The sequence below is a fragment of the Pseudomonas sp. TNT2022 ID1044 genome, from assembly GCF_028656895.1.
In the GTDB taxonomy this organism is placed as follows: domain Bacteria; phylum Pseudomonadota; class Gammaproteobacteria; order Pseudomonadales; family Pseudomonadaceae; genus Aquipseudomonas; species Aquipseudomonas reinekei.
Map to the genome: position 1 here is coordinate 204,762 of NZ_JAMDHB010000004.1, position 21,900 is coordinate 226,661.

At 60.4% G+C, this 21,900-nt stretch carries 22 protein-coding genes and 1 pseudogene; 9 read left to right on the forward strand and 14 right to left on the reverse strand.

The window, feature by feature from the left end; all coding sequences use genetic code 11:
* The first annotated feature begins 35 nt into the window (after window positions 1-35).
* The 6 genes from M5G20_RS07185 (at window position 36) to mdoH (ending at window position 8,127) form a co-directional block, all read left to right on the forward strand.
* Window positions 36-992, forward strand: a complete 957-nt coding sequence (locus M5G20_RS07185; protein WP_273918542.1) for a choline ABC transporter substrate-binding protein — start codon at window positions 36-38, stop codon at window positions 990-992.
* Window positions 992-1,909, forward strand: coding sequence for an alpha/beta hydrolase (locus M5G20_RS07190; RefSeq protein ID WP_273918543.1), 918 nt, complete (start codon window positions 992-994; stop codon window positions 1,907-1,909). Before M5G20_RS07185 ends, M5G20_RS07190 begins: the two co-directional genes overlap by 1 nt.
* A gap of 104 nt (window positions 1,910-2,013) precedes the next feature.
* Complete coding sequence (gene pip / locus M5G20_RS07195; protein WP_273918544.1) at window positions 2,014-2,985, forward strand: prolyl aminopeptidase; 972 nt, start codon at window positions 2,014-2,016, stop codon at window positions 2,983-2,985.
* Window positions 2,982-3,419 (forward strand): D-aminoacyl-tRNA deacylase, encoded by a 438-nt coding sequence (gene dtd / locus M5G20_RS07200; protein ID WP_273918545.1) that lies wholly within the window; start codon window positions 2,982-2,984, stop codon window positions 3,417-3,419. Before pip ends, dtd begins: the two co-directional genes overlap by 4 nt.
* A 321-nt stretch (window positions 3,420-3,740) precedes the next feature.
* The gene (locus tag M5G20_RS07205; protein ID WP_273918546.1) at window positions 3,741-5,564 is read left to right on the forward strand and encodes a glucan biosynthesis protein; all 1,824 of its coding nucleotides are present in this window, start codon (window positions 3,741-3,743) and stop codon (window positions 5,562-5,564) included.
* On the forward strand, window positions 5,557-8,127 hold the full coding sequence (mdoH, locus tag M5G20_RS07210; RefSeq protein ID WP_273918547.1) for a glucans biosynthesis glucosyltransferase MdoH: 2,571 nt from the start codon (window positions 5,557-5,559) through the stop codon (window positions 8,125-8,127). Before M5G20_RS07205 ends, mdoH begins: the two co-directional genes overlap by 8 nt.
* Window positions 8,128-8,190: 63 nt before the next feature.
* Here mdoH and M5G20_RS30235 read toward each other — a convergent pair whose 3' ends face one another.
* The 11 genes and pseudogenes from M5G20_RS30235 to ubiE form a co-directional block, all read right to left on the reverse strand.
* Window positions 8,191-9,054 (reverse strand): methyl-accepting chemotaxis protein, encoded by an 864-nt coding sequence (locus tag M5G20_RS30235; RefSeq protein ID WP_443218295.1) that lies wholly within the window; start codon window positions 9,052-9,054, stop codon window positions 8,191-8,193.
* Window positions 9,046-10,107, reverse strand: a pseudogene (locus M5G20_RS30240) (methyl-accepting chemotaxis protein); the annotation flags it as partial. The gene M5G20_RS30235 and the pseudogene M5G20_RS30240, both read right to left, overlap by 9 nt.
* Window positions 10,108-10,220: 113 nt before the next feature.
* Window positions 10,221-10,928 (reverse strand): 16S rRNA (uracil(1498)-N(3))-methyltransferase, encoded by a 708-nt coding sequence (locus tag M5G20_RS07220; protein WP_273918549.1) that lies wholly within the window; start codon window positions 10,926-10,928, stop codon window positions 10,221-10,223.
* A complete protein-coding gene (tatC, locus tag M5G20_RS07225; RefSeq protein ID WP_273918550.1) occupies window positions 10,925-11,719 on the reverse strand; it encodes a twin-arginine translocase subunit TatC in 795 nt (264 codons plus the stop codon). Before tatC ends, M5G20_RS07220 begins: the two co-directional genes overlap by 4 nt.
* On the reverse strand, window positions 11,716-12,171 hold the full coding sequence (gene tatB, locus M5G20_RS07230) for a Sec-independent protein translocase protein TatB (RefSeq protein WP_273918551.1): 456 nt from the start codon (window positions 12,169-12,171) through the stop codon (window positions 11,716-11,718). Before tatB ends, tatC begins: the two co-directional genes overlap by 4 nt.
* A 10-nt stretch (window positions 12,172-12,181) precedes the next feature.
* Window positions 12,182-12,460, reverse strand: coding sequence for a twin-arginine translocase TatA/TatE family subunit (locus tag M5G20_RS07235; RefSeq protein WP_150778905.1), 279 nt, complete (start codon window positions 12,458-12,460; stop codon window positions 12,182-12,184).
* A gap of 25 nt (window positions 12,461-12,485) precedes the next feature.
* Window positions 12,486-12,818: a phosphoribosyl-ATP diphosphatase gene (locus M5G20_RS07240; RefSeq protein ID WP_008047820.1), complete on the reverse strand. Its 333-nt coding sequence runs from the start codon at window positions 12,816-12,818 to the stop codon at window positions 12,486-12,488.
* Window positions 12,811-13,212 carry a phosphoribosyl-AMP cyclohydrolase gene (hisI, locus tag M5G20_RS07245; protein WP_007989281.1) on the reverse strand — a complete coding sequence of 134 codons (402 nt, stop codon included), beginning with the start codon at window positions 13,210-13,212 and terminating at the stop codon, window positions 12,811-12,813. The genes M5G20_RS07240 and hisI overlap by 8 nt, the downstream gene beginning before the upstream one ends.
* Before the next feature lie 168 nt (window positions 13,213-13,380).
* Entirely contained in the window at window positions 13,381-14,985 is a 1,605-nt protein-coding gene (gene ubiB, locus M5G20_RS07250; protein WP_273918552.1) for a ubiquinone biosynthesis regulatory protein kinase UbiB, read from the reverse strand.
* The gene (locus M5G20_RS07255) at window positions 14,982-15,605 is read right to left on the reverse strand and encodes a ubiquinone biosynthesis accessory factor UbiJ (RefSeq protein WP_273918553.1); all 624 of its coding nucleotides are present in this window, start codon (window positions 15,603-15,605) and stop codon (window positions 14,982-14,984) included. Before M5G20_RS07255 ends, ubiB begins: the two co-directional genes overlap by 4 nt.
* Window positions 15,605-16,375 (reverse strand): bifunctional demethylmenaquinone methyltransferase/2-methoxy-6-polyprenyl-1,4-benzoquinol methylase UbiE, encoded by a 771-nt coding sequence (gene ubiE / locus M5G20_RS07260; protein ID WP_150735539.1) that lies wholly within the window; start codon window positions 16,373-16,375, stop codon window positions 15,605-15,607. The genes M5G20_RS07255 and ubiE overlap by 1 nt, the downstream gene beginning before the upstream one ends.
* 155 nt (window positions 16,376-16,530) lie before the next feature.
* On the opposite strand from ubiE, the gene M5G20_RS07265 reads away from it, so the two are divergent.
* From M5G20_RS07265 to M5G20_RS07275, 3 genes are all read left to right on the forward strand, one after another.
* Complete coding sequence (locus M5G20_RS07265) at window positions 16,531-16,806, forward strand: polyhydroxyalkanoic acid system family protein (RefSeq protein ID WP_150735540.1); 276 nt, start codon at window positions 16,531-16,533, stop codon at window positions 16,804-16,806.
* A 230-nt stretch (window positions 16,807-17,036) separates the two neighbouring features.
* Window positions 17,037-17,459, forward strand: coding sequence for a phasin family protein (locus M5G20_RS07270; protein WP_273918554.1), 423 nt, complete (start codon window positions 17,037-17,039; stop codon window positions 17,457-17,459).
* 10 nt (window positions 17,460-17,469) lie between these two features.
* The gene (locus M5G20_RS07275; protein ID WP_273918555.1) at window positions 17,470-18,354 is read left to right on the forward strand and encodes a phasin family protein; all 885 of its coding nucleotides are present in this window, start codon (window positions 17,470-17,472) and stop codon (window positions 18,352-18,354) included.
* A 135-nt stretch (window positions 18,355-18,489) separates the two neighbouring features.
* Here the strand turns inward: M5G20_RS07275 and M5G20_RS07280 are convergent, their stop codons facing one another.
* The 3 genes from M5G20_RS07280 to phaZ form a co-directional block, all read right to left on the reverse strand.
* The gene (locus tag M5G20_RS07280) at window positions 18,490-19,110 is read right to left on the reverse strand and encodes a TetR/AcrR family transcriptional regulator (protein WP_075947222.1); all 621 of its coding nucleotides are present in this window, start codon (window positions 19,108-19,110) and stop codon (window positions 18,490-18,492) included.
* 60 nt (window positions 19,111-19,170) lie between these two features.
* Window positions 19,171-20,853, reverse strand: a complete 1,683-nt coding sequence (phaC, locus tag M5G20_RS07285) for a class II poly(R)-hydroxyalkanoic acid synthase (protein ID WP_273918556.1) — start codon at window positions 20,851-20,853, stop codon at window positions 19,171-19,173.
* 114 nt (window positions 20,854-20,967) lie between these two features.
* The gene (gene phaZ, locus M5G20_RS07290) at window positions 20,968-21,822 is read right to left on the reverse strand and encodes a poly(3-hydroxyalkanoate) depolymerase (RefSeq protein WP_212625992.1); all 855 of its coding nucleotides are present in this window, start codon (window positions 21,820-21,822) and stop codon (window positions 20,968-20,970) included.
* Window positions 21,823-21,900: the final 78 nt, after the last annotated feature.

Here is a 21,900-nt window from a genome sequence, read left to right on the forward strand (position 1 = left end):
CCTCACAATAATCGCTGCCGCACGAGATGCTCTCTATGACAAGCAACAAACGTTTGTTCACCCGCTGTCTCTCAATCCTCTGCGGCACCGCTCTTCTGAGCACCAGCGTCCTGGCCGCTGACGACGCCTCCTGCAAAGCCGTGCGCATGGGCGTGGTCAACTGGACCGATGTGATCGCCACCAGTGGCATGGCCGATGTGCTGCTCAATGGCCTCGGCTATGAAAGCAAGCAGACCAGCGCCGTGCAGCAAATCATCTTCGCCGGCATTCGCGACAAGCGCCTGGACATCTTCCTCGGGTACTGGAAACCGGCGATGGACAAGAACATCGCGCCGTTCCTCGCCGCCAATCAAGTGAAGGTCCTGGACAAGCCAAGCCTGGCCGACGCCCAGGCAACCCTCGCGGTGCCTGATTATGTCGCGGCTGCCGGTTTGAAAACCTTTGCCGACATCGCAAAGTTCAAGGATCAACTCGGCGGCAAGATCTACGGCATCGAGCCGGGCAGCGGCGCCAACACCACGATCAAGACCATGATCGAAACCAATCACTTCGGTCTCAAGGATTTCAAACTGATCGAGTCCGGTGAGGCCGGCATGCTCGCCGCCGTGCAGCGTGCGGTGAATCGCAAGGAGTTCGTGGTGTTCGTCGGCTGGACCCCGCACCCGATGAACATCAATATGAACATCGCCTACCTGACCGGCAGCGAAGACGTCTACGGCCCGAACGAAGGCGCCGCGACGGTCTCGACCGTGACCGCTCCCGATTACGCCCAGCGTTGCCCGAACGTCAATCGCCTGCTGGAAAACCTGACGTTCACCGCCGCCCAGGAAAGCCAGTTGATGGTGCCAATCATGGAGCGCCAGACACCTCAGGACGTCGCCAAAAAATGGCTGCGCGAGCACCCGGAAGATTTGCAGCGCTGGCTGGCGGGTGTCAGCAGTTTTGATGGCAAGGACGGCGTAGTCACGGTTCAGGCTAGCCTGAAAAACTGATGACGACTTATCCTTTATCTAAACAGCTTTCGGCATTCGTCGACAAAACCCTCAGTTTCAACAGCACCGAAAGCAGCCTGAGCGGATTGCGCCAGGCCTATAGCCAGATGTGCCGGGCATTCACGCCGCCGCGTCCTGCCGGTTTGTATGTGGTCGACTTCGAATTGGCGGGGGTTGCCGTGCGTTCGTATCAGCCGCCGGTTGCACCTGCATCCGGCGGCGTGCCGTGCATCGTCTATCTGCATGGCGGCGGTTGGGTGGTGGGGGATCTGGATTCCCATGACTTCATTTGCGCGGAACTGGCCTCGACCCTCGGCGTGCTGGTGATCGCCGTCGATTACCGTCTGGCGCCGGAACATCCGTTTCCGGCAGCCTTCGACGATTGCCTCAACGTCTGGCGGGTGCTGCGCACCGGGCCGTTTCAACTGGACCCCGCACGCACGCTGGTGGCGGGTGACAGCGCCGGTGGCAATCTCGCGGCCGCGCTGTGCCTGGCATTGCGCGACGCGGGCGAGCCGTTGCCGGCGGCGCAAGTGCTGATCTATCCGGGGCTGGGTGGCGATCAGCACCTGGCTTCCCGCAGTGAGTGCATCGATGCGCCGTTGTTGAGCAGCAGCGATGTGGATTGCTACCACGCGTTGTACCTGCAAGGCACTGCGAAGCCGGTCGCTTATGCGATGCCGCTACGGGCCCTGGACTTCAAGGGCCTGCCCCCGGCCTTGATTGCCGTGGCGCAGTTCGATCCGCTGCGCGACGACGGTGTGCTGTATGCCGAGCGACTAAACGCTGCCGGCGTGGCAACGCAGTTGTATTACGGCGAAGGACTGGTTCACGGTTGTTTGCGAGCGCGGGGGCAGGCTGCCGAGGTGGATGCGTTGTACGAAACGCTGCTCGGGTATCTCGCGGAAAGACTCTGACCCTGCAAGGGCATGCTCATTGACGTAAATCGGGTTTATGATGCCCAACGGCAGAATAATAGAAGTCCCCCCAGGGATGACCTCGACCCCTTACGGAGCGCGCAATGCAGACTTTGTACCCGCAGATCAAACCCCACGCCCGGCACGATCTGGCCGTCGACGCGACTCATACGCTGTATGTCGACGAAAGCGGTTCACCGGAAGGTTTGCCGGTGGTGTTCATTCACGGCGGCCCCGGGGCCGGTTGTGATGCCCAGAGCCGTCGGTACTTCGATCCAAACCTGTATCGCATTGTCACTTTCGACCAGCGTGGTTGCGGTCGATCCACGCCCCACGCGAGCCTGGAAAACAACACCACCTGGGATCTGGTCGCCGACCTCGAGCGCATCCGCAAGCACCTGGGCATTGAAAAATGGGTGCTGTTCGGTGGCTCCTGGGGTTCGACCCTGGCCCTGGCCTACGCGCAAACCCATCCGGAGCGCGTGCACGGTCTGATCCTGCGCGGGATCTTTCTCTGCCGTGCGCAGGAAATCGAATGGTTCTATCAGGCCGGTGCCAGCCGCCTGTTCCCCGATTACTGGCAGGACTACGTGGCGCCGATCCCCCTGGACGAACGCGACGACCTGCTCAATGCCTTCCACAAACGCCTGACCGGCAATGACCAGATTGCCCAGATGCATGCGGCCAAGGCCTGGTCGCTCTGGGAAGGCCGGACCGCCACCCTGCGCCCGAACCCGCTGGTGGTCGATCGTTTCTCCGAGCCTCAGCGTGCGTTGTCCATCGCCCGTATTGAATGCCACTACTTCACCAACAATGCGTTTCTCGAACCGGATCAGTTGATTCGCGACATGGGCAAGATTGCCCACTTGCCCGGCGTGATCGTCCATGGCCGCTATGACGTGATCTGCCCGCTGGACAACGCCTGGGAACTGCACCAGGCCTGGCCGAACAGTGAGCTGCAAGTCATTCGCGACGCCGGGCATGCCGCGTCCGAGCCGGGTATCACCGACGCGTTGGTGCGCGCTGCCGATCAGATGGCACGACGTCTACTCGACCTGACCCCTGACGAAGCATGAAGGGTTTGCTGCAGCGCGTGCGTGGCGCGCGAGTCGAAGTAGCGGGGGAGGTGGTCGGCGCAATCGATCAAGGTTTGCTGGTGCTGGTGGCCGTTGAGCCCGACGACACGCGGGCCAGCGCCGACAAACTTCTTAATAAGCTGCTTAACTATCGAGTGTTCAGCGACGCAGAGGGCAAGATGAATTTGTCCTTGGCGGACGTGGGCGGCGGGCTGCTGCTGGTCTCGCAGTTCACCCTGGCCGCCGATACCAAGAGCGGGTTGCGCCCGAGTTTCTCGACCGCCGCCCCTCCGGTCCTGGGCGAGGAGCTTTTCGACTATCTATTCGGCAAAGCGAAACAGGTGCATGGCACTGTGGCATCAGGTAGATTCGGCGCGGATATGCAGGTGCACCTGGTCAATGATGGCCCGGTAACCTTCCTGTTACAGACCTGAAAGCGCTTGAAACATCTTTTTAAGCGCATTTCGACTGAAAACAGGCGTTTTTCCCGATAAATACTTTGTTACCCCTGATGCGTTGTAACGCGGCCTACTAGATAATCGCGCGCTACGGGGATCAGCGTTCGTTGGTCCATTTTGACTTAGGTAGAGACTTGTCTGGATCCGATTGGGGAATCATTTTGCCCCAGCGGAGTCGGAACAATGCTCGCCAACTTGGCAAGAGTGGTCTGCGGGACCGGGTTGCATGTACCGGCCGCCGTACAGACCCTTTAACTGGCCGTTGGTTTTTTGATCTGTTTTCGGCGAGGGTTGCTCGTGATTGTTAGTCCCTGTAACGCACCAAAATTGTCTGCCAAACGGTTACGTAGCGCTCTGGTAGCGGGCTCTGCATTGCTCTGCCTGTTCAGCGCCGGTCAGCTTTGGGCATTCAATCTGGATGATGTATCGGTCAAGGCAAAAGAACTGGCCGGGCAGAAGTACGAAGCGCCGCGCAGTAACCTGCCGAAGGAATTCCGCGAGATGAAATTCGCGGACTATCAGAAAATTCGCTTCCTGACTGAAAAGGCTGAATGGGCGGACCAGAAAACCCCGTTCAAACTGTCGTTCTATCATCAGGGCATGCATTTCGACACGCCGGTGAAAATCAACGAAATCACGGCGAACACCGTCGAAGAAATCAAATACGACCCAACCCGGTTCGATTTCGGCGACCTCAAATTCGATCCTAAAGCCACTGAACAACTCGGCTATGCCGGTTTCCGTGTGCTGTACCCGATCAACAAGGCTGACAAGCAAGACGAAATCATGACCATGCTCGGCGCGAGTTACTTCCGCGTTGTCGGCAAGGGTCACGTCTACGGTCTGTCCGCTCGCGGCATGGCGATCGATACCGCATTGCCATCCGGTGAAGAATTCCCGCGTTTTCGCGAGTTCTGGATTCAGCAGCCGCGACCGGGCGACAAGCATCTGGTGATCTTCGCGTTGCTCGATTCGCCACGCGCGACCGGTGCCTATCGCCTGACCCTGCGTCCGGGCAGCGACACCATTGTCGACGTCAAGGCACAGATGTTCCTGCGTGACAAAGTCACCAAGCTCGGCGTTGCGCCGCTGACCAGCATGTATTTGTTCGGCGCCAACCAGCCCTCGAAAGTGCTGAACTATCGTCGTGAACTGCACGACTCCAGCGGTCTGTCGATCCATGCCGGTAACGGCGAGTGGATCTGGCGCCCACTGAATAATCCGAAACACCTCGCCGTGAGCAACTTCTCGGTGGAGAACCCGCGCGGTTTCGGCCTGCTGCAACGTGGCCGCGACTTCAGCCACTACGAAGACCTCGACGACCGCTACGACAAGCGTCCAAGTGCCTGGATCGAACCCAAGGGCGACTGGGGCAAGGGCTCCGTCGATCTGGTAGAGATTCCGACCGCTGACGAAACCAACGACAATATCGTGGCCTTCTGGAGCCCGGAAAAACTGCCGGAACCTGGCCAGCCGCTCGATGTCGCTTATCGTATGCACTGGACCATGGACGAAGCTTCGATCCACGCGCCGGACAGCGCCTGGGTCAAGCAGACCCTGCGCTCCACCGGCGACGTCAAACAGTCCAACCTGATTCGTCAGCCGGACGGTAGCGTGGCGTATCTGGTGGACTTCGAAGGTCCATCGCTGGCGGCATTGCCGGCCGATGCGGACGTTCGCAGCCAGGTCAGCGTAGGTGACAACGCCGAGGTCGTTGAAAACAGCGTGCGTTACAACCCGCAAACCAAAGGCTGGCGCCTGACCTTGCGCATGAAGATCAAGGACCCGAGCAAGTCCACCGAAATGCGTGCTGCACTGGTGCAGCCTGTCGTGACGGCTGACCTGACCAAGTCTGCGCTCCCGGCGTCGAACTCGTCCGTTGCCAAGGCCGACAAAGTCGCCGCCAAACAGCAGGAGAAAGTAGACAAGGAAGCCAAGGATGCCAAGCAAGCGGAGGCTAAGCAGGCTGAAGCCAAGCCGGTTGCAGATGCCAAGGACAAGGCCAATAAAGACGCCACGCAGCCAGCCGCTGCTGACGCGGCCCCAGCCACACCGGAATCGGCGCCGACTGAAGAAGTCCTGACCGAGACCTGGAGCTATCAGTTGCCTGCCGATGAGTAATTCTCAAGTACAGCCAGAAACTCTTTACGAGTATCTGGCGCATTTGCCGATGACAGACCAGCAGCGCGCGGAACTCGCGGGCTGCAAGTCCTTCAGCGAACTGCATGAACGCCTGTCGTCCTCCACGTTCGACGCCCCGACCGAAGCCGCTCAGGCTTCGGTGGGCAAGCGCCTGACCCTGAGCACCGCCGAAGAACTGCAGGACGCCGAAATGCTGGCGCTCGACGCCAGTGGTCGCGTCTGCCTCAAGGCCACTCCGCCGATTCGCCGGACCAAAGTCGTGCCCGAGCCGTGGCGTACCAATATTCTGGTACGTGGCTGGCGCCGGATGACCGGTCGCACCAACCCGCCGAAGCCGCCGAAGGACGAACGTGTCCTGCCGGCTGCGCGCTGGCGCACCGTGGGTTCGATCCGTCGCTACATTCTGTTGGTGTTGATGCTCGGCCAGACCATCGTCGCCGGCTGGTACATGAAAGGCATCATGCCGTACCAGGGCTGGTCGTTCGTCGACCTCGAAGAAGTCCTGCACCAACCGCTGCTGCAAACCGCCACGCAAGTGCTGCCGTATGCGTTGCAGACCAGCATCCTGATTCTGTTCGGGATTCTGTTCTGCTGGGTGTCGGCCGGTTTCTGGACCGCGCTGATGGGCTTCCTCGAGTTGCTCACCGGTCACGACAAGTACCGTATTTCCGGCAAAAGCGCCGGCAACGAGCCGATTCCGAAGGACGCGCGCACCGCGCTGGTGATGCCGATCTGCAACGAAGACGTGCCACGGGTATTCGCCGGTCTGCGCGCTACGTTCGAGTCGGTCGCGGCCACGGGTGACCTGGACCGCTTCGACTTCTTCGTCCTCAGCGACAGTAACGACGCCGACATCTGCGTGGCCGAGCAGCAGGCCTGGCTGGACGTCTGCCGCGAGGCCGGTGGTTTCGGCAAGATCTTCTATCGCCGCCGTCGCCGTCGCGTAAAACGTAAAAGCGGCAACCTCGACGACTTCTGCCGTCGTTGGGGCAGTGACTACAAGTACATGGTCGTACTCGACGCCGACTCGGTAATGAGCGGTGACTGCCTGACCAGTCTGGTGCGCTTGATGGAAGCCACGCCGGACGCCGGGATCATCCAGACCGCGCCGCGTGCGTCGGGCATGGACACCCTGTATGCGCGCATGCAGCAGTTTGCGACCCGTGTGTACGGTCCGCTGTTCACCGCCGGTCTGCACTTCTGGCAATTGGGCGAATCGCACTACTGGGGCCACAACGCGATCATTCGCATGAAGCCGTTCATCGAGCACTGCGCCCTGGCGCCGTTGCCTGGTAAAGGCGCGTTCGCCGGTGCGATCCTGTCCCACGACTTCGTTGAAGCCGCGCTGATGCGCCGTGCCGGTTGGGGCGTGTGGATTGCCTACGACCTGCCGGGCAGCTACGAAGAACTGCCGCCGAACCTGCTGGACGAACTCAAGCGTGACCGTCGCTGGTGCCACGGTAACCTGATGAACTTCCGCCTGTTCCTGGTAAAAGGCATGCACCCGGTGCACCGTGCGGTGTTCCTGACCGGCGTGATGTCTTACCTGTCGGCGCCGCTGTGGTTCTTCTTCCTGGTGTTGTCGACGGCGCTGCTGGCGGTCAACACGTTGATGGAGCCGCAGTACTTCCTTGAGCCGCGTCAGCTTTATCCGCTGTGGCCGCAATGGCACCCGGACAAGGCCATCGCGCTGTTCTCGACCACCATCGTGCTGCTGTTCCTGCCGAAGCTGTTGAGCATCATCCTGATCTGGGCCAAAGGCGCAAAAGAGTTCGGCGGCAAGTTCAAGGTGACGCTGTCGATGCTGCTGGAGATGCTGTTCTCCATGCTGCTGGCGCCGGTGCGGATGATTTTCCACACCCGTTTCGTACTGGCCGCGTTCCTCGGCTGGGCCGCGACCTGGAACTCGCCACAGCGTGACGATGACTCGACACCCTGGAGCGAGGCGATCAAGCGCCACGGCCCGCAAACCCTGCTGGGTTTCTTCTGGGCGCTGCTGGTGATCTGGCTGAACCCGAGCTTCCTCTGGTGGCTGGTGCCCATCGTGGGTTCGCTGATGCTGTCGATCCCGGTCTCGGTGATTTCCAGCCGCGTCGGCCTGGGTCTGAAGTCCCGTGACGAGAGCCTGTTCCTGATCCCCGAGGAATACAATCCGCCGCAGGCCTTGTTGGCCACCGACCAGTACACCCACGAAAACCGCTGGCATGCGCTGAACGACGGCTTCGTGCGTTCGGTGGTCGATCCACAGCAGAACGCCCTGGCGTGCTCGCTGGCGACTTCCCGTCACCGCGAGGCCGAGCCGATTGAATGGCTGCGGGTCGAGAGGGTGCGCCACGCAATGAAAGTCGGTCCTGAAGGCCTGACCAACAACGAACGAGTGCAACTGCTGAGTGATCCGGTGGCCCTGGCCCGCTTGCATGAGCAGGTCTGGAACGAAGGCCATCCAGAATGGCTGGGCGCGTGGCGCAAGTCGGTGAAGGCCGACCCCCACGCACCGTTGTTGCCGCTCAAACCGTTGAGCGTGCAGCCTCAGATGGCGTAATAAAAAAACCCGCGAAAGCGGGTTTTTTTATGGCCTGAGCGTTCCCAGGCAGTTCTTTGATCATTAAACCTTGAACCTGCCCACCAGCATCTGCAAATGCGTCCCCAACCGCGCCAGCTCAACGCTGGAGGCCGCGGTCTCTTCACTGGCTGCCGAGGTCTGATCCGACACGTCACGCACGTTCAGCACGCTACGGTTGATCTCCTCGGCCACGGCGCTCTGCTGTTCAGCAGCGGCAGCGATCTGTTGGTTCATCGCCTGGATCGCCGATACGGTGCGGGTGATGCTTTCCAGTGAGCCACCGGCGCGGCGGGTCAGTTCGACGCTGCTGTCGGTCAGGGCGCGGCTGTTGTCCATGATGGTCGACACTTGCTGCGTGCCGTTTTGCAGGCCGACAATCAGTTCCTCGATCTCTTCGGTGGACTTCTGGGTGCGCTGGGCCAGGCTGCGCACTTCGTCGGCGACCACGGCAAAACCGCGTCCGGCTTCACCGGCACGGGCGGCTTCAATGGCTGCGTTGAGTGCCAGCAGGTTGGTTTGCTGCGCCACGGACTTGATCACGTCGAGCACGCTGCCAATCTTGTCACTTTCGCGCTTGAGCTCGCCCATGGCTTCGGTGGAGTTGCCGACCTCCTTGGCCAGGCGCTCGATCTGGGCGATAGCTTCGCCGACCACCTTGTCACCCTCACGGGCCTGTTGGTCAGCGGCAACGGCAGCCTCGGAGGCTTCCTCGGCGTTGCGCGCGACCTCCTGCACCGTGGCGGTCATTTCGTTCATGGCGGTGGCCACCTGGTCAGTCTCGACCTTCTGGCTGTTGACCCCGGCGCTGGTCTGCTCGGTGACCGCCGACAACTCTTCGGCGGCGCTGGCGATCTGGGTGACGCCATCGCTGATACCGCCGATCAGTTCGCGCAGACCCTGGGTCATGCTCTGAATGGCGCGTTGCAACTGGCCCAGTTCGTCCTGACGTTTTGAGGCCAGGTTGTAGGTCAGGTCGCCGGCAGCGATGCGCTCGGCGACTTTGAGGGTCTGGTTCAGCGGAATCACGATCTGCCGGGTGATGGCCCAAGCGGCGAACAGACCGAAAATCAGTGCCAGGACGGTGGCCAGCATCAGCATGTACTTGGCGTGTGCCACATCGGTGTCGCGCACAAGCGTTTGCGAGACCGTGAGTTTGTTGCTCGCCTGCAGCAGGATCTCGCCTTGGGCCGCCATGTGTTTCAGGGCATCGGCGCTGGTCACCTGGGAATCACGGTACTGACTGACCGCGGCACGGTAAGCCTTGAGCGAGTCGGTGGCTTGTTGCAAGTTGGCGATGTGTTCTTCCGGCAGTTTGGCCGGCAGGCTTTCGAGGTTTTTCAGAGCATTGTCGATCGCGTCGAGGGCGGGTTGTTCGGCCTCGCTCTTGCCGCTGTAGGTGTAGCCGCGAACCTGAAAGCGCGCCTGCTGGATCAGTTTGCTCAGCTCGATCACGCTGTTGAATGCTGTCACGCTGTCGCCTTGCAGCATGGATTTCTCCACTTCAGCGACCTTGGCTACAGCGTTGTCAGCCGTGGCGCCGAGTTTACTGCGGGCATCTTCACGGATGGCGCCGGCCTGGATCATGGCGGCGAAGGCTTGCTTGTACTGGCTGATGGCGGCCAGCTGCTGGTCGATCATGACAATGTCGGCGGGCTGTTCGATCATCTGGCGAGCAGCTTGCAGGCTGGTGTCGATCTTGCCCAACAGGTCATTGACGGCACCGGGGCCTTGTTCGCCGCGACGCGTTTCGTAGTCCAGGCGGGCGATGCGCAGGTCTTTGGTCAGCCCGTTGATCTCGGATATGAAACCGAGTTTATCGCCACGACGGGTCACATCACTCAGGCCGGTCCAGCCGGTAAAGGTGATCAGTAAGGTCAGCAGCAGCACGAGACCGAAGCCGACGCCCAGCTTGCGGTTTACGCCTACGTTTCCCAGCTTATCGGCCAGCCATTGGTACATGCTGAAACTCCCTCGGACCACACATTGGTGTTATGAGGGATTTATCGGCAGGTGAGCGGATATCTGTAGAGGCGGCCCGATATACGGGGAGGCAGGCTTCCCTGTGGCGAGGGCTAGAAGAGGCGTGCCAGCAGTGCTGTAACGGCGGTTTCGACGCGCAGGATGCGCTCGCCCAGTTGCACCGGTTGCAGGCCGGATTTGCCAAGCAGGTCGATTTCGTAAGGAATCCAGCCGCCCTCGGGGCCGATGGCCAGGGTCACCGGTTCGCTCAGTGCGCGGGGGCAGGACGGGTAGTTGCCCGGATGGCCCACCAGGCCGAGGGTGCCTTCGGTAATGGCCGGCAGACGGTCTTCGACGAAAGGTTTGAAGCGTTTTTCGATGACGACTTCGGGCAGAACACTGTCCCGCGCCTGTTCGAGACCGAGGATCAGTTGCTCGCGAATCGCTTCCGGCTCCAGGAACGGTGTTTGCCAGAAGCTCTTCTCGACGCGATAGCTGTTCACCAGCACAATCCGTGGCACACCCATGGCCGCCACGGTCTGGAACACCCTACGGAGCATTTTGGGACGTGGCAGGGCCAGCACCAGGGTCAGTGGCAGCTTGGCCGGTGGTGACTGGTCGAGAGTGACGCGCAATTCGGCTTCAGTGGCATCCAGGCGCAGCACTTGCGCCGAACCCATCAGCCCGCCGATGCGCCCGACGCGCATGCTGTCGCCGACCTCACAGCGGTGAACTTCCTGCATGTGGGTCAACCGCCGGTCACGCAGGATCACCCGGTCGGCCGCAATGAAATCGGCCTCTTCGAGAAGCAGCAGGTTCACGCTTGGGTCGCTGGCGGCTGGTCGTTGTGATCGTCAGCCGGTTGATCGTCCGGGCGTTCGCCACGTTTGCTGATCAGGCTGCCAAACAGAATGCCGACTTCAAACAGCATCCACATCGGGATGGCCAGCAGGGTCTGCGAGAAAATATCCGGCGGGGTCAGGATCATGCCGACCACGAAGCAGCCGATGATCACGTAAGGGCGGATTTTCTTCAGGTATTTGACGTCGACCACGCCGATCCATACCAGCAACACCACCGCCACCGGAATCTCGAACGCCACGCCGAAGGCGAAGAACAGCGTCATGACGAAATCGAGGTAGCTGGTGATGTCGGTCATCATTTCCACACCGGCCGGGGTGGCGGCGGCGAAGAACTTGAAAATCAGCGGGAACACCAGGAAGTAGGCGAATGCCATGCCGGCATAGAACAGAAAGATGCTGGAGACCAGCAAAGGCACGGCGATGCGCTTTTCATGCTTGTACAGGCCGGGTGCGATGAAGCCCCAGATTTGATGCAGGATCACCGGGATCGCCAGGAACAGCGAAACCATCATCGTCAGCTTCAACGGCGTCAGGAATGGCGACGACACGTCTGTGGCGATCATTGTCGCGCCGGCCGGCAGGTAAGCACGCAGCGGCGTCGAGACGAAGGTGTAGATCTGCTGGGTGAAGGCGAACAACCCGGCAAAAATGATGAAGATCGCTGCTACACAGCGCAGCAGGCGGGTACGCAACTCGGTGAGGTGCGAAACCAGCGGCATGTGCTGGTCGTTTTCTGGGAGATCGCTCATGGGGCTCGCGGCGGCAGTGTTGGGTCATGAGGGGCCGGCGCAACGGGCGCAGCCGCAGGTGTAACGGGTTCAACCGGAGGGGGTGCAGCAACAACGGGCGCAGGCTCGACAGCCGCAACTGCAGGGGCCGGTGTTGGCGCGGCGGCAGGGGCGTGTGCGTGTATCGTCTGCTCGCCCACGTGCTCGACCGGTGTTGGCTCCTGCTGGGTCGGCGAGAAGATCTTCCGCGCCTCCTGCTCAAGCGACAGGATGTGTTCGTTGTGCAGTTGCCGACGAATTTCGTCGGCACCGATCTCGCGTTCAACTTCCTGTTTGATCGCATTGAAGCTGCGCTTCAGTCGCCCGACCCACAGGCCGGCGGTGCGCGCTGCGCCCGGCAGGCGCTCGGGACCCAGCACCAGCAGGGCGACGAGGCCGACGAGCAGCAATTCAGAGAAGCTGATACCAAACATTAGTCAGTGCTCACACGTCTTTGCGGATCGGCTCTTCGACTTTCTGCGCCTGCACGTCAATGGTGTGCGGCTGATTCACGGACTGGGTGGTCTGTGGCTGAACAGGTGGAACCGGTTGGGCCGGGGTCGCTGTCGGATCGGCCGGTTTCTCGTCATCGTTCATGGCTTTGCGAAAGCCCTTGATCGACTCGCCGACGTCAGTGCCGAGGTTTTTCAGCTTCTTGGTGCCGAACACCAGTACGACAACAACCAGAATGACGACCCAGTGTTTCCAGTCAAAAATGCCCATGTTGCTGCTCCTCTCTAATCGTTATTCAGGCGGACGGGCGCGAGGCTTTCTCGGCGTGTCCGGAGAGACCGAAACGACGGTCCAGTTCATCGAGTACAGCCTGAGGATGCTGCCCCAGTTGGGCGAGCATGACCATGCTGTGGAACCACAGGTCGGCGGTTTCGTAGATCACATCGCTGCAGTCACCGCTGATGGCGGCGTCCTTGGCGGCGATTATGGTTTCGACCGACTCTTCGCCGACTTTTTCCAGAATCTTGTTCAAGCCCTTGTGATACAGGCTGGCGACATACGAACTGTCCGCGGCGGCGCCTTTGCGCTCTTCCAGTACCTCGGCCAGTCGGGTGAGAGTGTCACTCATGTTTGTGTCCTGCGGAATAGATGGCGTGCGGATCTTTCAGAACCGGGTCGACGGTGGTCCAGTCGCCGTTCTCATAGACGCGGTAGAAGCAACTCTGGCGGCCGGTATGGCAAGCGATGTCGCCGATCTGCTCGACCATCAGGATGATCACGTCGGCGTCGCAATCCAGACGCATCTCATGCAGGGTTTGCACATGGCCGGACTCTTCGCCCTTGCGCCACAGCTTGCCACGGGAGCGGGACCAATAGATCGCGCGATTCTCGGCAGCGGTCAGTTCCAGTGCTTCGCGGTTCATCCAGGCCATCATCAGGACGCGCCCGGTCTTGTGATCCTGGGCAATCGCCGGCACCAGGCCATCAGCGTCCCATTTGATCTCGTCCAGCCAGTTTTTCATCTTCGGTTCCTGAAAAGCAGCTACAAGCTTCGAGCTTCAAGCCGCAAGTAAAAGCCAGTGCGTAACGGTCTTTCGCATTGTGCAACGCCTGGCTACCGGCGTGAATTAAACATGAGTGCTAACCACAGCGCTTGAAGCTTGCAGCTTATAACTTGCAGCTGATTGATGCTATCGACGAACGACCAGATACAAACCGACCGCCATCATGATCCCGGCCGGCCAGTAGGTCAGTTCGTTCAGGGGACCGCCCGCGGCGAGGATGGCGCCACCGGCGAGATGCGCCGTGCCGAGCAGGCGCAGGAACCAGTCGTCGCGACGTCGGTGCCACGGTGGCGGCGGGTCGTAGGCGTGGGGTTGGGACATGCGTTCGAGCAGGTCGCGGGCCATGTTGGCCAGGTGCGGTAGCTGTTCGAACTGGCTCTGCACGTTGCCGATCAAGGCTTTGGGGCTGACCCTTTCGCGCATCCAGCGCTCCAGGAATGGCTGCGCGGTGTTCCACAAATCGAGGTCCGGGTACAGCTGACGGCCCAGGCCTTCAATGTTCAGCAGGGTTTTCTGCAACAGCACGAGCTGCGGCTGCACTTCCATGTTGAAGCGTCGAGCGGTCTGGAACAGGCGCATCAGTACCTGGCCAAATGAAATATCTTTTAACGGTTTTTCGAAGATCGGCTCGCAAACGGTTCGGATTGCCGCTTCGAATTCGTTGAGTTTGGTTTCCGCCGGTACCCAGCCCGAATCGATGTGCAACTGCGCCACGCGGCGGTAGTCACGCTTGAAGAAGGCGAACAGGTTGCGCGCCAGGTAATCCTGGTCTTCCGGCGTCAGGCTGCCAACGATGCCGCAGTCGATCGCGATGTATTGCGGGCTCCACGGGCTCACGGTGCTGACGAAAATGTTGCCCGGGTGCATGTCGGCGTGGAAGAAACTGTCGCGGAACACCTGGGTGAAAAAGATCTCCACGCCGCGTTCGGCGAGCATTTTCATGTCGGTGCGCTGGTCGGCCAGCGTCGCCAGATCGGTGACCTGAATGCCGTAGATGCGCTCCATCACCAGCACTTTCGGACGACACCAGTCCCAATAGACTTGCGGCACGTACAGCAGTGGCGAACCTTCGAAATTGCGCTTCAACTGGCTGGCGTTGGCCGCCTCGCGCAGCAGATCGAGTTCGTCGTAGATGGTTTTTTCGTAGTCCTGAACCACGTCCACCGGGTGCAGCAGGCGGGCGTCGGCCGAGAGTTTTTCGGCGGCGCGGGCGAGGATGAACAACCATGCCAGGTCCTGGGCAATCACCGGTTTCAGGCCCGGGCGGATGACTTTGACCACGACTTCTTCGCCGGTTTTCAGCTGCGCGGCGTGCACCTGCGCCACCGAGGCCGAGGCCAGCGGTTCGACGTCGAAGCGGCTGAACACTTCGCTGATTTTCTTGCCGAGCTGTTCTTCGATCAGCTTGACCGACACCTGCGAGTCGAACGGCGGCACGCGGTCCTGCAGCCTCATCAGTTCGTCGGCGATGTCCTCGGGCAGCAGGTCGCGGCGGGTGGACAGGATTTGTCCGAACTTGATGAAGATCGGCCCCAGGTCCTGCAAGGCCAGGCGCAATCGCGCGCCACGGCTCAGGTCCAGGGTCTTGCGCGGAAACCAGCGCCACGGCAAGGCATAACGCAGCGCTCGCAAGAACCAGGGCAGCGGCAGGGCGAAGAGCAGGTCATCGAGGCGGTAGCGGATCACGACGCGCTGGATGCGCAACAAACGGCGGACGGCAAGCAGCTTCATGCGTTATCGCTTGGGTCGAGGGATCGGGAAAGGCGCTCGAAACGCGCCTCGAGACGTTCCAGATCAAGTTTGATCCGGTCCAGTTCACTGAAACGGGCTTCGGCTTCGCGCTGACCGACGAGGGTGCGCGATTCTTCGGCCAGGTATTCGCCCAGGTTCTGGCCCAGGCTGGCAAATCCTTGCTGATACCAGCGGGCGCGGCTGCGCAGGTGGCCGCCGACCAGTTGCGTGGCGACGGGGCCGAGCCAGCGCGAGAGTTCGTACTCCCAGTCCAGCTCCAGGTCCTGAAGAATCGCCGCCAGTTCCAGCAGCACGCCGCTGTCACCGTCGAGTTCGACTTCCGGGGCGTGCAGCACCGAGGTCTTGTCCTTGCTCATCGCCAGTTTCAACAGGCTTGAGGCCGGTGCACGCAAGGTGCAATCGGCGCCGGTTTCCCACTGGGAAGCGAGCATCAGGCCTTCGTCGCTGGGCAGGATGAACATTTGCAGGGCCGGGCTGCGGCAATCGACGGCAATCACTTTGCCGGTCAAATGCGCGAGCCGCGGCAGCGCCGTGCTGTCGAGACGAAGCACCCGGTTCAGACCGAGTTCAACGCTGGCGAGCAGGCCGGCGAGCAACATCAGGGCTTGATGCCGCGGTGCAGGGCGACGATGCCTGCGGTCATGTTGTGATAGGTCACGCGGTCGAAACCGGCCTCGACCATCATCGACTTCAGGGTTTCCTGATTGGGGTGCATGCGGATCGATTCGGCCAGGTAGCGATAGCTTTCCGAGTCATTGGTGATCAGCTTGCCCATCAGCGGCATGAAGGCGAACGAGTAAGCGTCGTAGGCTTTGGACATCAGCGCGTTGGTCGGCTTGGAGAACTCCAGCACCAGCAGGCGACCGCCAGGCTTGAGCACGCGCAGCATGGAGCGCAGGGCGTCTTCCTTGTGCGTGACGTTGCGCAGGCCGAAAGCGATGGTCACGCAGTCGAAATGGTTGTCCGGGAACGGCAGCTTTTCCGCATCAGCCTGGACGAACTCGACGTTGCCCGCCACACCCAGGTCCAGCAGGCGGTCACGACCGACCTTGAGCATGGACTCGTTGATGTCGGCCAACACCACCTGGCCGGTCGGGCCGACGAGGTGCGAGAATTTTTTGGTCAAATCACCGGTGCCGCCGGCGATGTCGAGCACGCGGTTGCCGGTACGAACGCCCGACAGTTCGATCGCGAAGCGCTTCCACAGGCGGTGCATGCCGCCCGACAGAAGGTCGTTCATCAGGTCGTACTTGGCGGCTACCGAATGGAAAACCTCAGCGACTTTTTCCGCTTTCTGGCTTTCCGGAACGTTTTTGAAGCCGAAGTGAGTGGTGGGTTCGGCATCGTTGCCTTTGCGCTGATCAGTCATATCGCTGTCACCAAAAGAGAATGCGCGACATTCTAATCCCCAAGGGATGCTTTGTCTTGGCAAGGCTGAAGGTAAGATGGATCACCCTCGGGACGTTTTGCCGCAGCAGCGGTCAAGATTTACCGTACAAGCATTCACAAAACAGGAGTCATTCGATGGCCCGTATCAGTGTTGAACGTGCCCACGGCCTGGGTAAGGACGCGGCGCGCGAGAAGGCCGACAAGCTGGCGCAGAAACTCAACGAGCAATATGGCCTGGAGCCGCAGTGGTCGGGTGACACGCTGAACCTCAAGCGCTCGGGCGTGAAAGGCGCGGTGCATGTCAGTGACGATTTGATCAAGGTCGATGTGGAACTGGGCCTGATGATGTCGGCCATGAGCGGCATGATCAAAGCGGAAATCGAGAAGGCGCTGGATAAAGCGTTGGCATAACGCGCGCGATCTTGTAGGAGCAAGCTTGCTCGCGATGGCATCTATGCGGTGTAACTGAAACACCGAGGTGCCTGCATCGCGAGCAAGCTTGCTCCTACAGCAAGTGGCGACGCCACCACCTGTTTATGTCAGTTGTTAGGGTGCCGTTTCTAATTTTTCTCCCTACTTTGTGCCAGAGCCCGACACTTTTCCCGGGCAGTTCCTCAAACCTTCTGCGCGTGAGGTGGACCATGGCCAAAGTTATTTTGAAGAAAAAAATCGACGCATCGACCAGTGCTCTGGGCGACGTCAAATCCTATGCCCGCAAGGTCTGGCTGGCAGGCCTGGGTGCCTACGCCAAGGTGGGCCAAGAGGGTAGCGATTACTTTCAAGAGTTGGTGAAAGCTGGCCAAACTGTTGAAAAGAAAGGCAAAAAAGTAGTCGCTGAGAAACTCGAAGCGGCGAATGCCGAGATCGACGAAGCCAGGAATGAAGTCACCACATTCAAGGGCAAGGTCGAAGTTCAACTCGACAAGGTCGAGAAGGCGTTCGACACGCGTGTCGCAAGTGCCTTGAATCGTATCGGCATTCCGTCTAAACATGACGTTGAGACACTCTCTGCTAAGCTCGATGAGCTGACGGCATTGCTCGAACGTGTCGCGCGTAAATCTTAAGGAGAACGGGATGGCTGTTAAAAAGAACACCGAAAAAGAAGGCAGCTCGTGGATCGGGAAGGTCGAAGACTACTCCCGGAAAATCTGGCTGGCTGGTTTAGGCGTGTACTCGAAGATCGACACTGACGGCAGCAAACTCTTCGATGCATTGGTTAAGGACGGCGAGAAAGCCGAGAAGCTCACCAAGAGCGCCGTTGGCAAGAAAGTCGACGCCGCCAAGGACTCCGCTTCTTCGGCCAAATCGCGCATCAGCGGCGTGAAAGACCGCGCAATGGGCAAGTGGGATGAGCTCGAAGGCGCTTTCGACAAGCGTCTGAACAGCGCCATTTCGCGTCTGGGCGTACCAAGCCGCAACGAAGTCAAAGCACTGCACAGCAAGGTCGATACCCTGACCAAGCAAATCGAAAAACTGACCGGTGCCAAGGTTGCGCCAGTGGCGGCGAAAACCGCAGCGGCCAAACCGGCTGCCAAAACCGCGGCTAAACCTCTGGTAAAAGCTGCAGCCAAACCTGCTGCCAAGCCAGCGGCAAAAACGGCTGCAGCTAAACCTGCCGCTGCCAAGCCAGCGGCCAAACCAGTTGCTGCCAAAGCGGCTGCCAAGCCGGCCACCAAGGCCGCCGCCAAGCCGGCAGCGAAGCCAGCCGCTAAACCGGCCGCAAAAACCGCCGCGGCTAAACCTGCAGCCAAGCCAGCGGCCAAACCGGCTGCTGCGAAGAAGCCAGTGGTGAAAAAGCCGGCGGCTCCAAAAGCTGCCGCCAAGCCAGCAGTGGCCGCGGCCAAACCGGCAACCCCGGCAGCCGCTCCGGTCAGCGCATCGAACTCCGCGACCGCGCCAACCCCTGCTGTGACCCCGACTGTCGCGCCGGCTTCGTCGACGCCAACCAGTCAGTCCTGATTCTTCAGGGCTCAAGAAAACGCCCGGCCTGCCAAGGTCGGGCGTTTTTGTTTGTGCGTCATTTTGAAAACACCACGAACCCAATGTGGGAGCCTGCTCGTGAGCAGGCTCCCACAGGGATTAATGTGATCAGCGCTACTCGTGTACTTCCAGGTATTGAAGGGCCAGTTGTTCTGTCGCGGCCTTGATCGGCGGCAACAGGTGCGGCGCCACCAGCATCATGATCTGGTAAACCACCAACCTTACTTCTCCCTCTCGATCGAGAATCCGCTGATAGTCCAGCGAGAACAGCAGCGTCATGGTGATTTGCTCCACCAACTGCCCCAGCGCTTGCGTTTCACTGACCAATAATCCCTGAGCCTGCAAGCGCGCCAGCAACGAGGCCAACGTGCGCTTGAGCGCATTGAGTAAATTGCGAATGCCCTTGGCCAGTTTCGGCAGGCGTCCGGCCAGGTTCGAAAGGTCCTGGAACAGAAAGCGGTAGTGGGCCAGGCGTTCGACGATCAGGTGCAGGAACAGCCAGTAATCTTCCGGGGCCAGTTCTACATCAGCCGGCGGATCGAGCAGCGGCGCCAGCTCGGCCTGAAAGCGTTCGAACAACCCGAGAATCAATGGCTCCTTGCCGTGGAAGTGGTAGTAGAGGTTGCCCGGGCTGATGCCCATTTCGTTGGCAACTTCCATGGTGGAAACGTTCGGTTCACCCTTCTGATTGAACAACAGCAGGGCACATTCGAGGATGCGGTCGCGGGTTTTCATCCAGTCTTCTTAATATTCGGGTCCTGCCACGGCCGACATCGACCGTGGTTCGTTTGAACGTCAGCGCACGCGCACGTAAGTACCGGGTGCCGCCTCCATCGGTGGATAGTTCTGGTTACCGAGGGCCATGTGGGTTTCCTTTTGCGCCCCGGAGCGTTGCTGTATCCAGTCCAGCCACTGTGTCCACCAACTGCCATCGACACGCTTGGCGTCGTAGTACCAGGCCCGTGGGTCGCTGCTCAGTTTGCCGTTCTCGACGTAGTTGGCTTTCGGGTTACTCGGCGGGTTGAGGATGCTCTGCACATGGCCGCTGTTGGACAGCACGAAGCGGCGCTCGCCACCCAGCAGTAATGTCGAGCGATACACCGCATCCCACGGCGTGATGTGGTCGTTGATCCCGGCGACGCTGAAGCTGTCGACGGTGACCTTCTGCAGGTCGATCGGCGTGCCGCACACTTCAAGGCCGCCCGGATGGCTCAACGGGTTGTGCTTGAAGAAGTCCAGCAAGTCGCCATGCAGGGCCGCCGGTAGACGCGTGTTGTCGTTGTTCCAGTAGAGAATGTCGAACGCGGGCGGCTCTTTGCCCAGCAGGTAGTTGTTGACGAAGTAACTCCAGATCAAATCATTGGGCCGCATCCAGGCGAAGACTTTGGCCATGTCGCGGCCATCAAGCACGCCTTTTTGATAGGAGCGTCGTTTGGCGGCTTCGAGCGTCTGCTCGTCGGCGAACAGGGTCGCCGGGGAATCCAGCTGGCTGTCGAGCAGGCTCACCAGATAGGTCGCGCTGGAGACGCGGCGCAATTGTCGCTTGGCTTGCAGGTGACCTTGCAGCGCGGCGATGGTCAGCCCGCCGGCGCAGGCGCCCATCAGGTTGACCTCGCGGGCGCCAGTGATCGCGCGGCAGACATTCATGGCTTCTTCGACCGCTTCAACGTAAGTCGACAGGCCCCATTCACGATGGCGCACATCCGGGTTGCGCCAACTGATCATGAAGGTTTGCAGGCCGTTCTTGAGCGCGAACTGGACGAAGCTGTTATGCGGGCTGAGATCAAAAATGTAGTACTTGTTGATTTGCGGCGGCACCACCAGCAGCGGTTTGGAATATTGCTTTTCGCTCATCGGCTTGTACTGGATCAGCTCCAGCAGTTCATTGCGAAACACCACGGCGCCCGTGGTGGTGGCGACGGTCTTGCCGACCTCGAATGCTTGCTTGGTGACCTGCCGGGGCAAGCCGTCGTTGTGCAACAAATCATCAACCAGATGGCTGATTCCGCGCACCAGGCTGTTGCCACCGGAGTTGAAGATTTCCTTGATCGCCAGCGGGTTGAGCAGGCTGTTGGACGGCGACACGGCATCGTTGAGCAAGGCGAAGGCAAAGTGCGCGCGGGCGCGATCATCCGGGCTCATGTTGCTTTCGTCGATCCAGCTTTTGACCTCTTTCTGCCAGGTCAGGTAGGCCTGCAGGCTGCGACGATAAAACGGATTGAGGCTCCAGGCCGGGTCGGCGAAACGATTGTCCTGGGGGTTGGTCGGGTGCAAGGTATCGCCCAGCAACACGCGGCCCAATTGCCCACCCAGTTTCAAGGCGTGCCGAGCGGTGTGCAGCGGGTTGCGCAAGCCATGGGTGGCCACGCTGCGCAACGTCGAAATCAGATCCCGGCCGCGCAGGCCGGTAATCGCACTCTGTGCGTTGATGAACGCGGCGGGAGTGGGCAACGAATCCCTGGCTGGTTTGTCACGCATCAGTCAACACTCCTTCGTCTTCAGGCCAAAAACAAACACACCGAACCAGAACACCATAGACGCTGTAACGGGTTGTTGCGCGGCGCGGCATCCTGCCGACCGACAATGGGCGGTTTAGCCGCCCAATGGCGCCGGATGCGGATGCATCACTGCACGCTGACGTTCTTCCTCGAGAAATTTCATGATGATCGGCGCCACCGCTTCAGCCCGGGTAATCAGGAACAGGTGGCCGTCATCGATGATGTGCAACTGGGCGTTGGGAATGCGCCAGGCCAGCAAGCGCATGTTGACCAGCGGGATCAGCGGATCATCATCACCCGCCAGCACCAGGGTCGGCTGGTTGATCTTGTGCAGCCAGTGAATGCTGGTCCAGCCAAGACCGGCGAACAGCTGCCAGTAGTAACCGAGCTTGCCCGCCGAACGCACTTTCGCGGCATGGCTGGCGGCCAGCGTCGGGTCGCGACGGAACGAGCCGCCGTAAATCATCGGGGCGATGCGGATCACGTGGGACGGCTGGATGTAGCGTCGTGGACTGGCCATCATCCACAACACTTTCGGTTTGCCCGGCACCATCACCGCGCCTGCCGCCGTGGCCGCCAGCACCAGCTTCTTGCAACGCTCCGGATAGTCGTAAGCAAATTGCTGCGCAAGGGCGCCGCCCCACGACACGCCGATCACGTTGACCTGTCCGTAGTCGAGATAATCGAGCATCCGCGCCGTGAGTCTGGCCAGGCCCGGAAAACGATAAGGCCGGTTCGGCGTCGACGAACCACCGACACCGGGAACATCGAAAGCAATGACTTCCAGGTCCGGATCCAGCGCCGCGACGAACGGAAACACCAGCTCAAGGTTGGCGCCGATGCCATTGAAAATCAGCAGGGGCGTCAAGTGAGGCTTGCCGGGACGTACTGCCGTGCGGAGGGTCTGGCCATCCAGGTCGACGGTACGGAATATGAACGGTTGCGGCATGCTCTAGCCCTGTGGGTGGATCCTGGTTCCTGACACACATCCTGTAGGAGCCGGCTTGCTGGTGATGCGACCACTGCG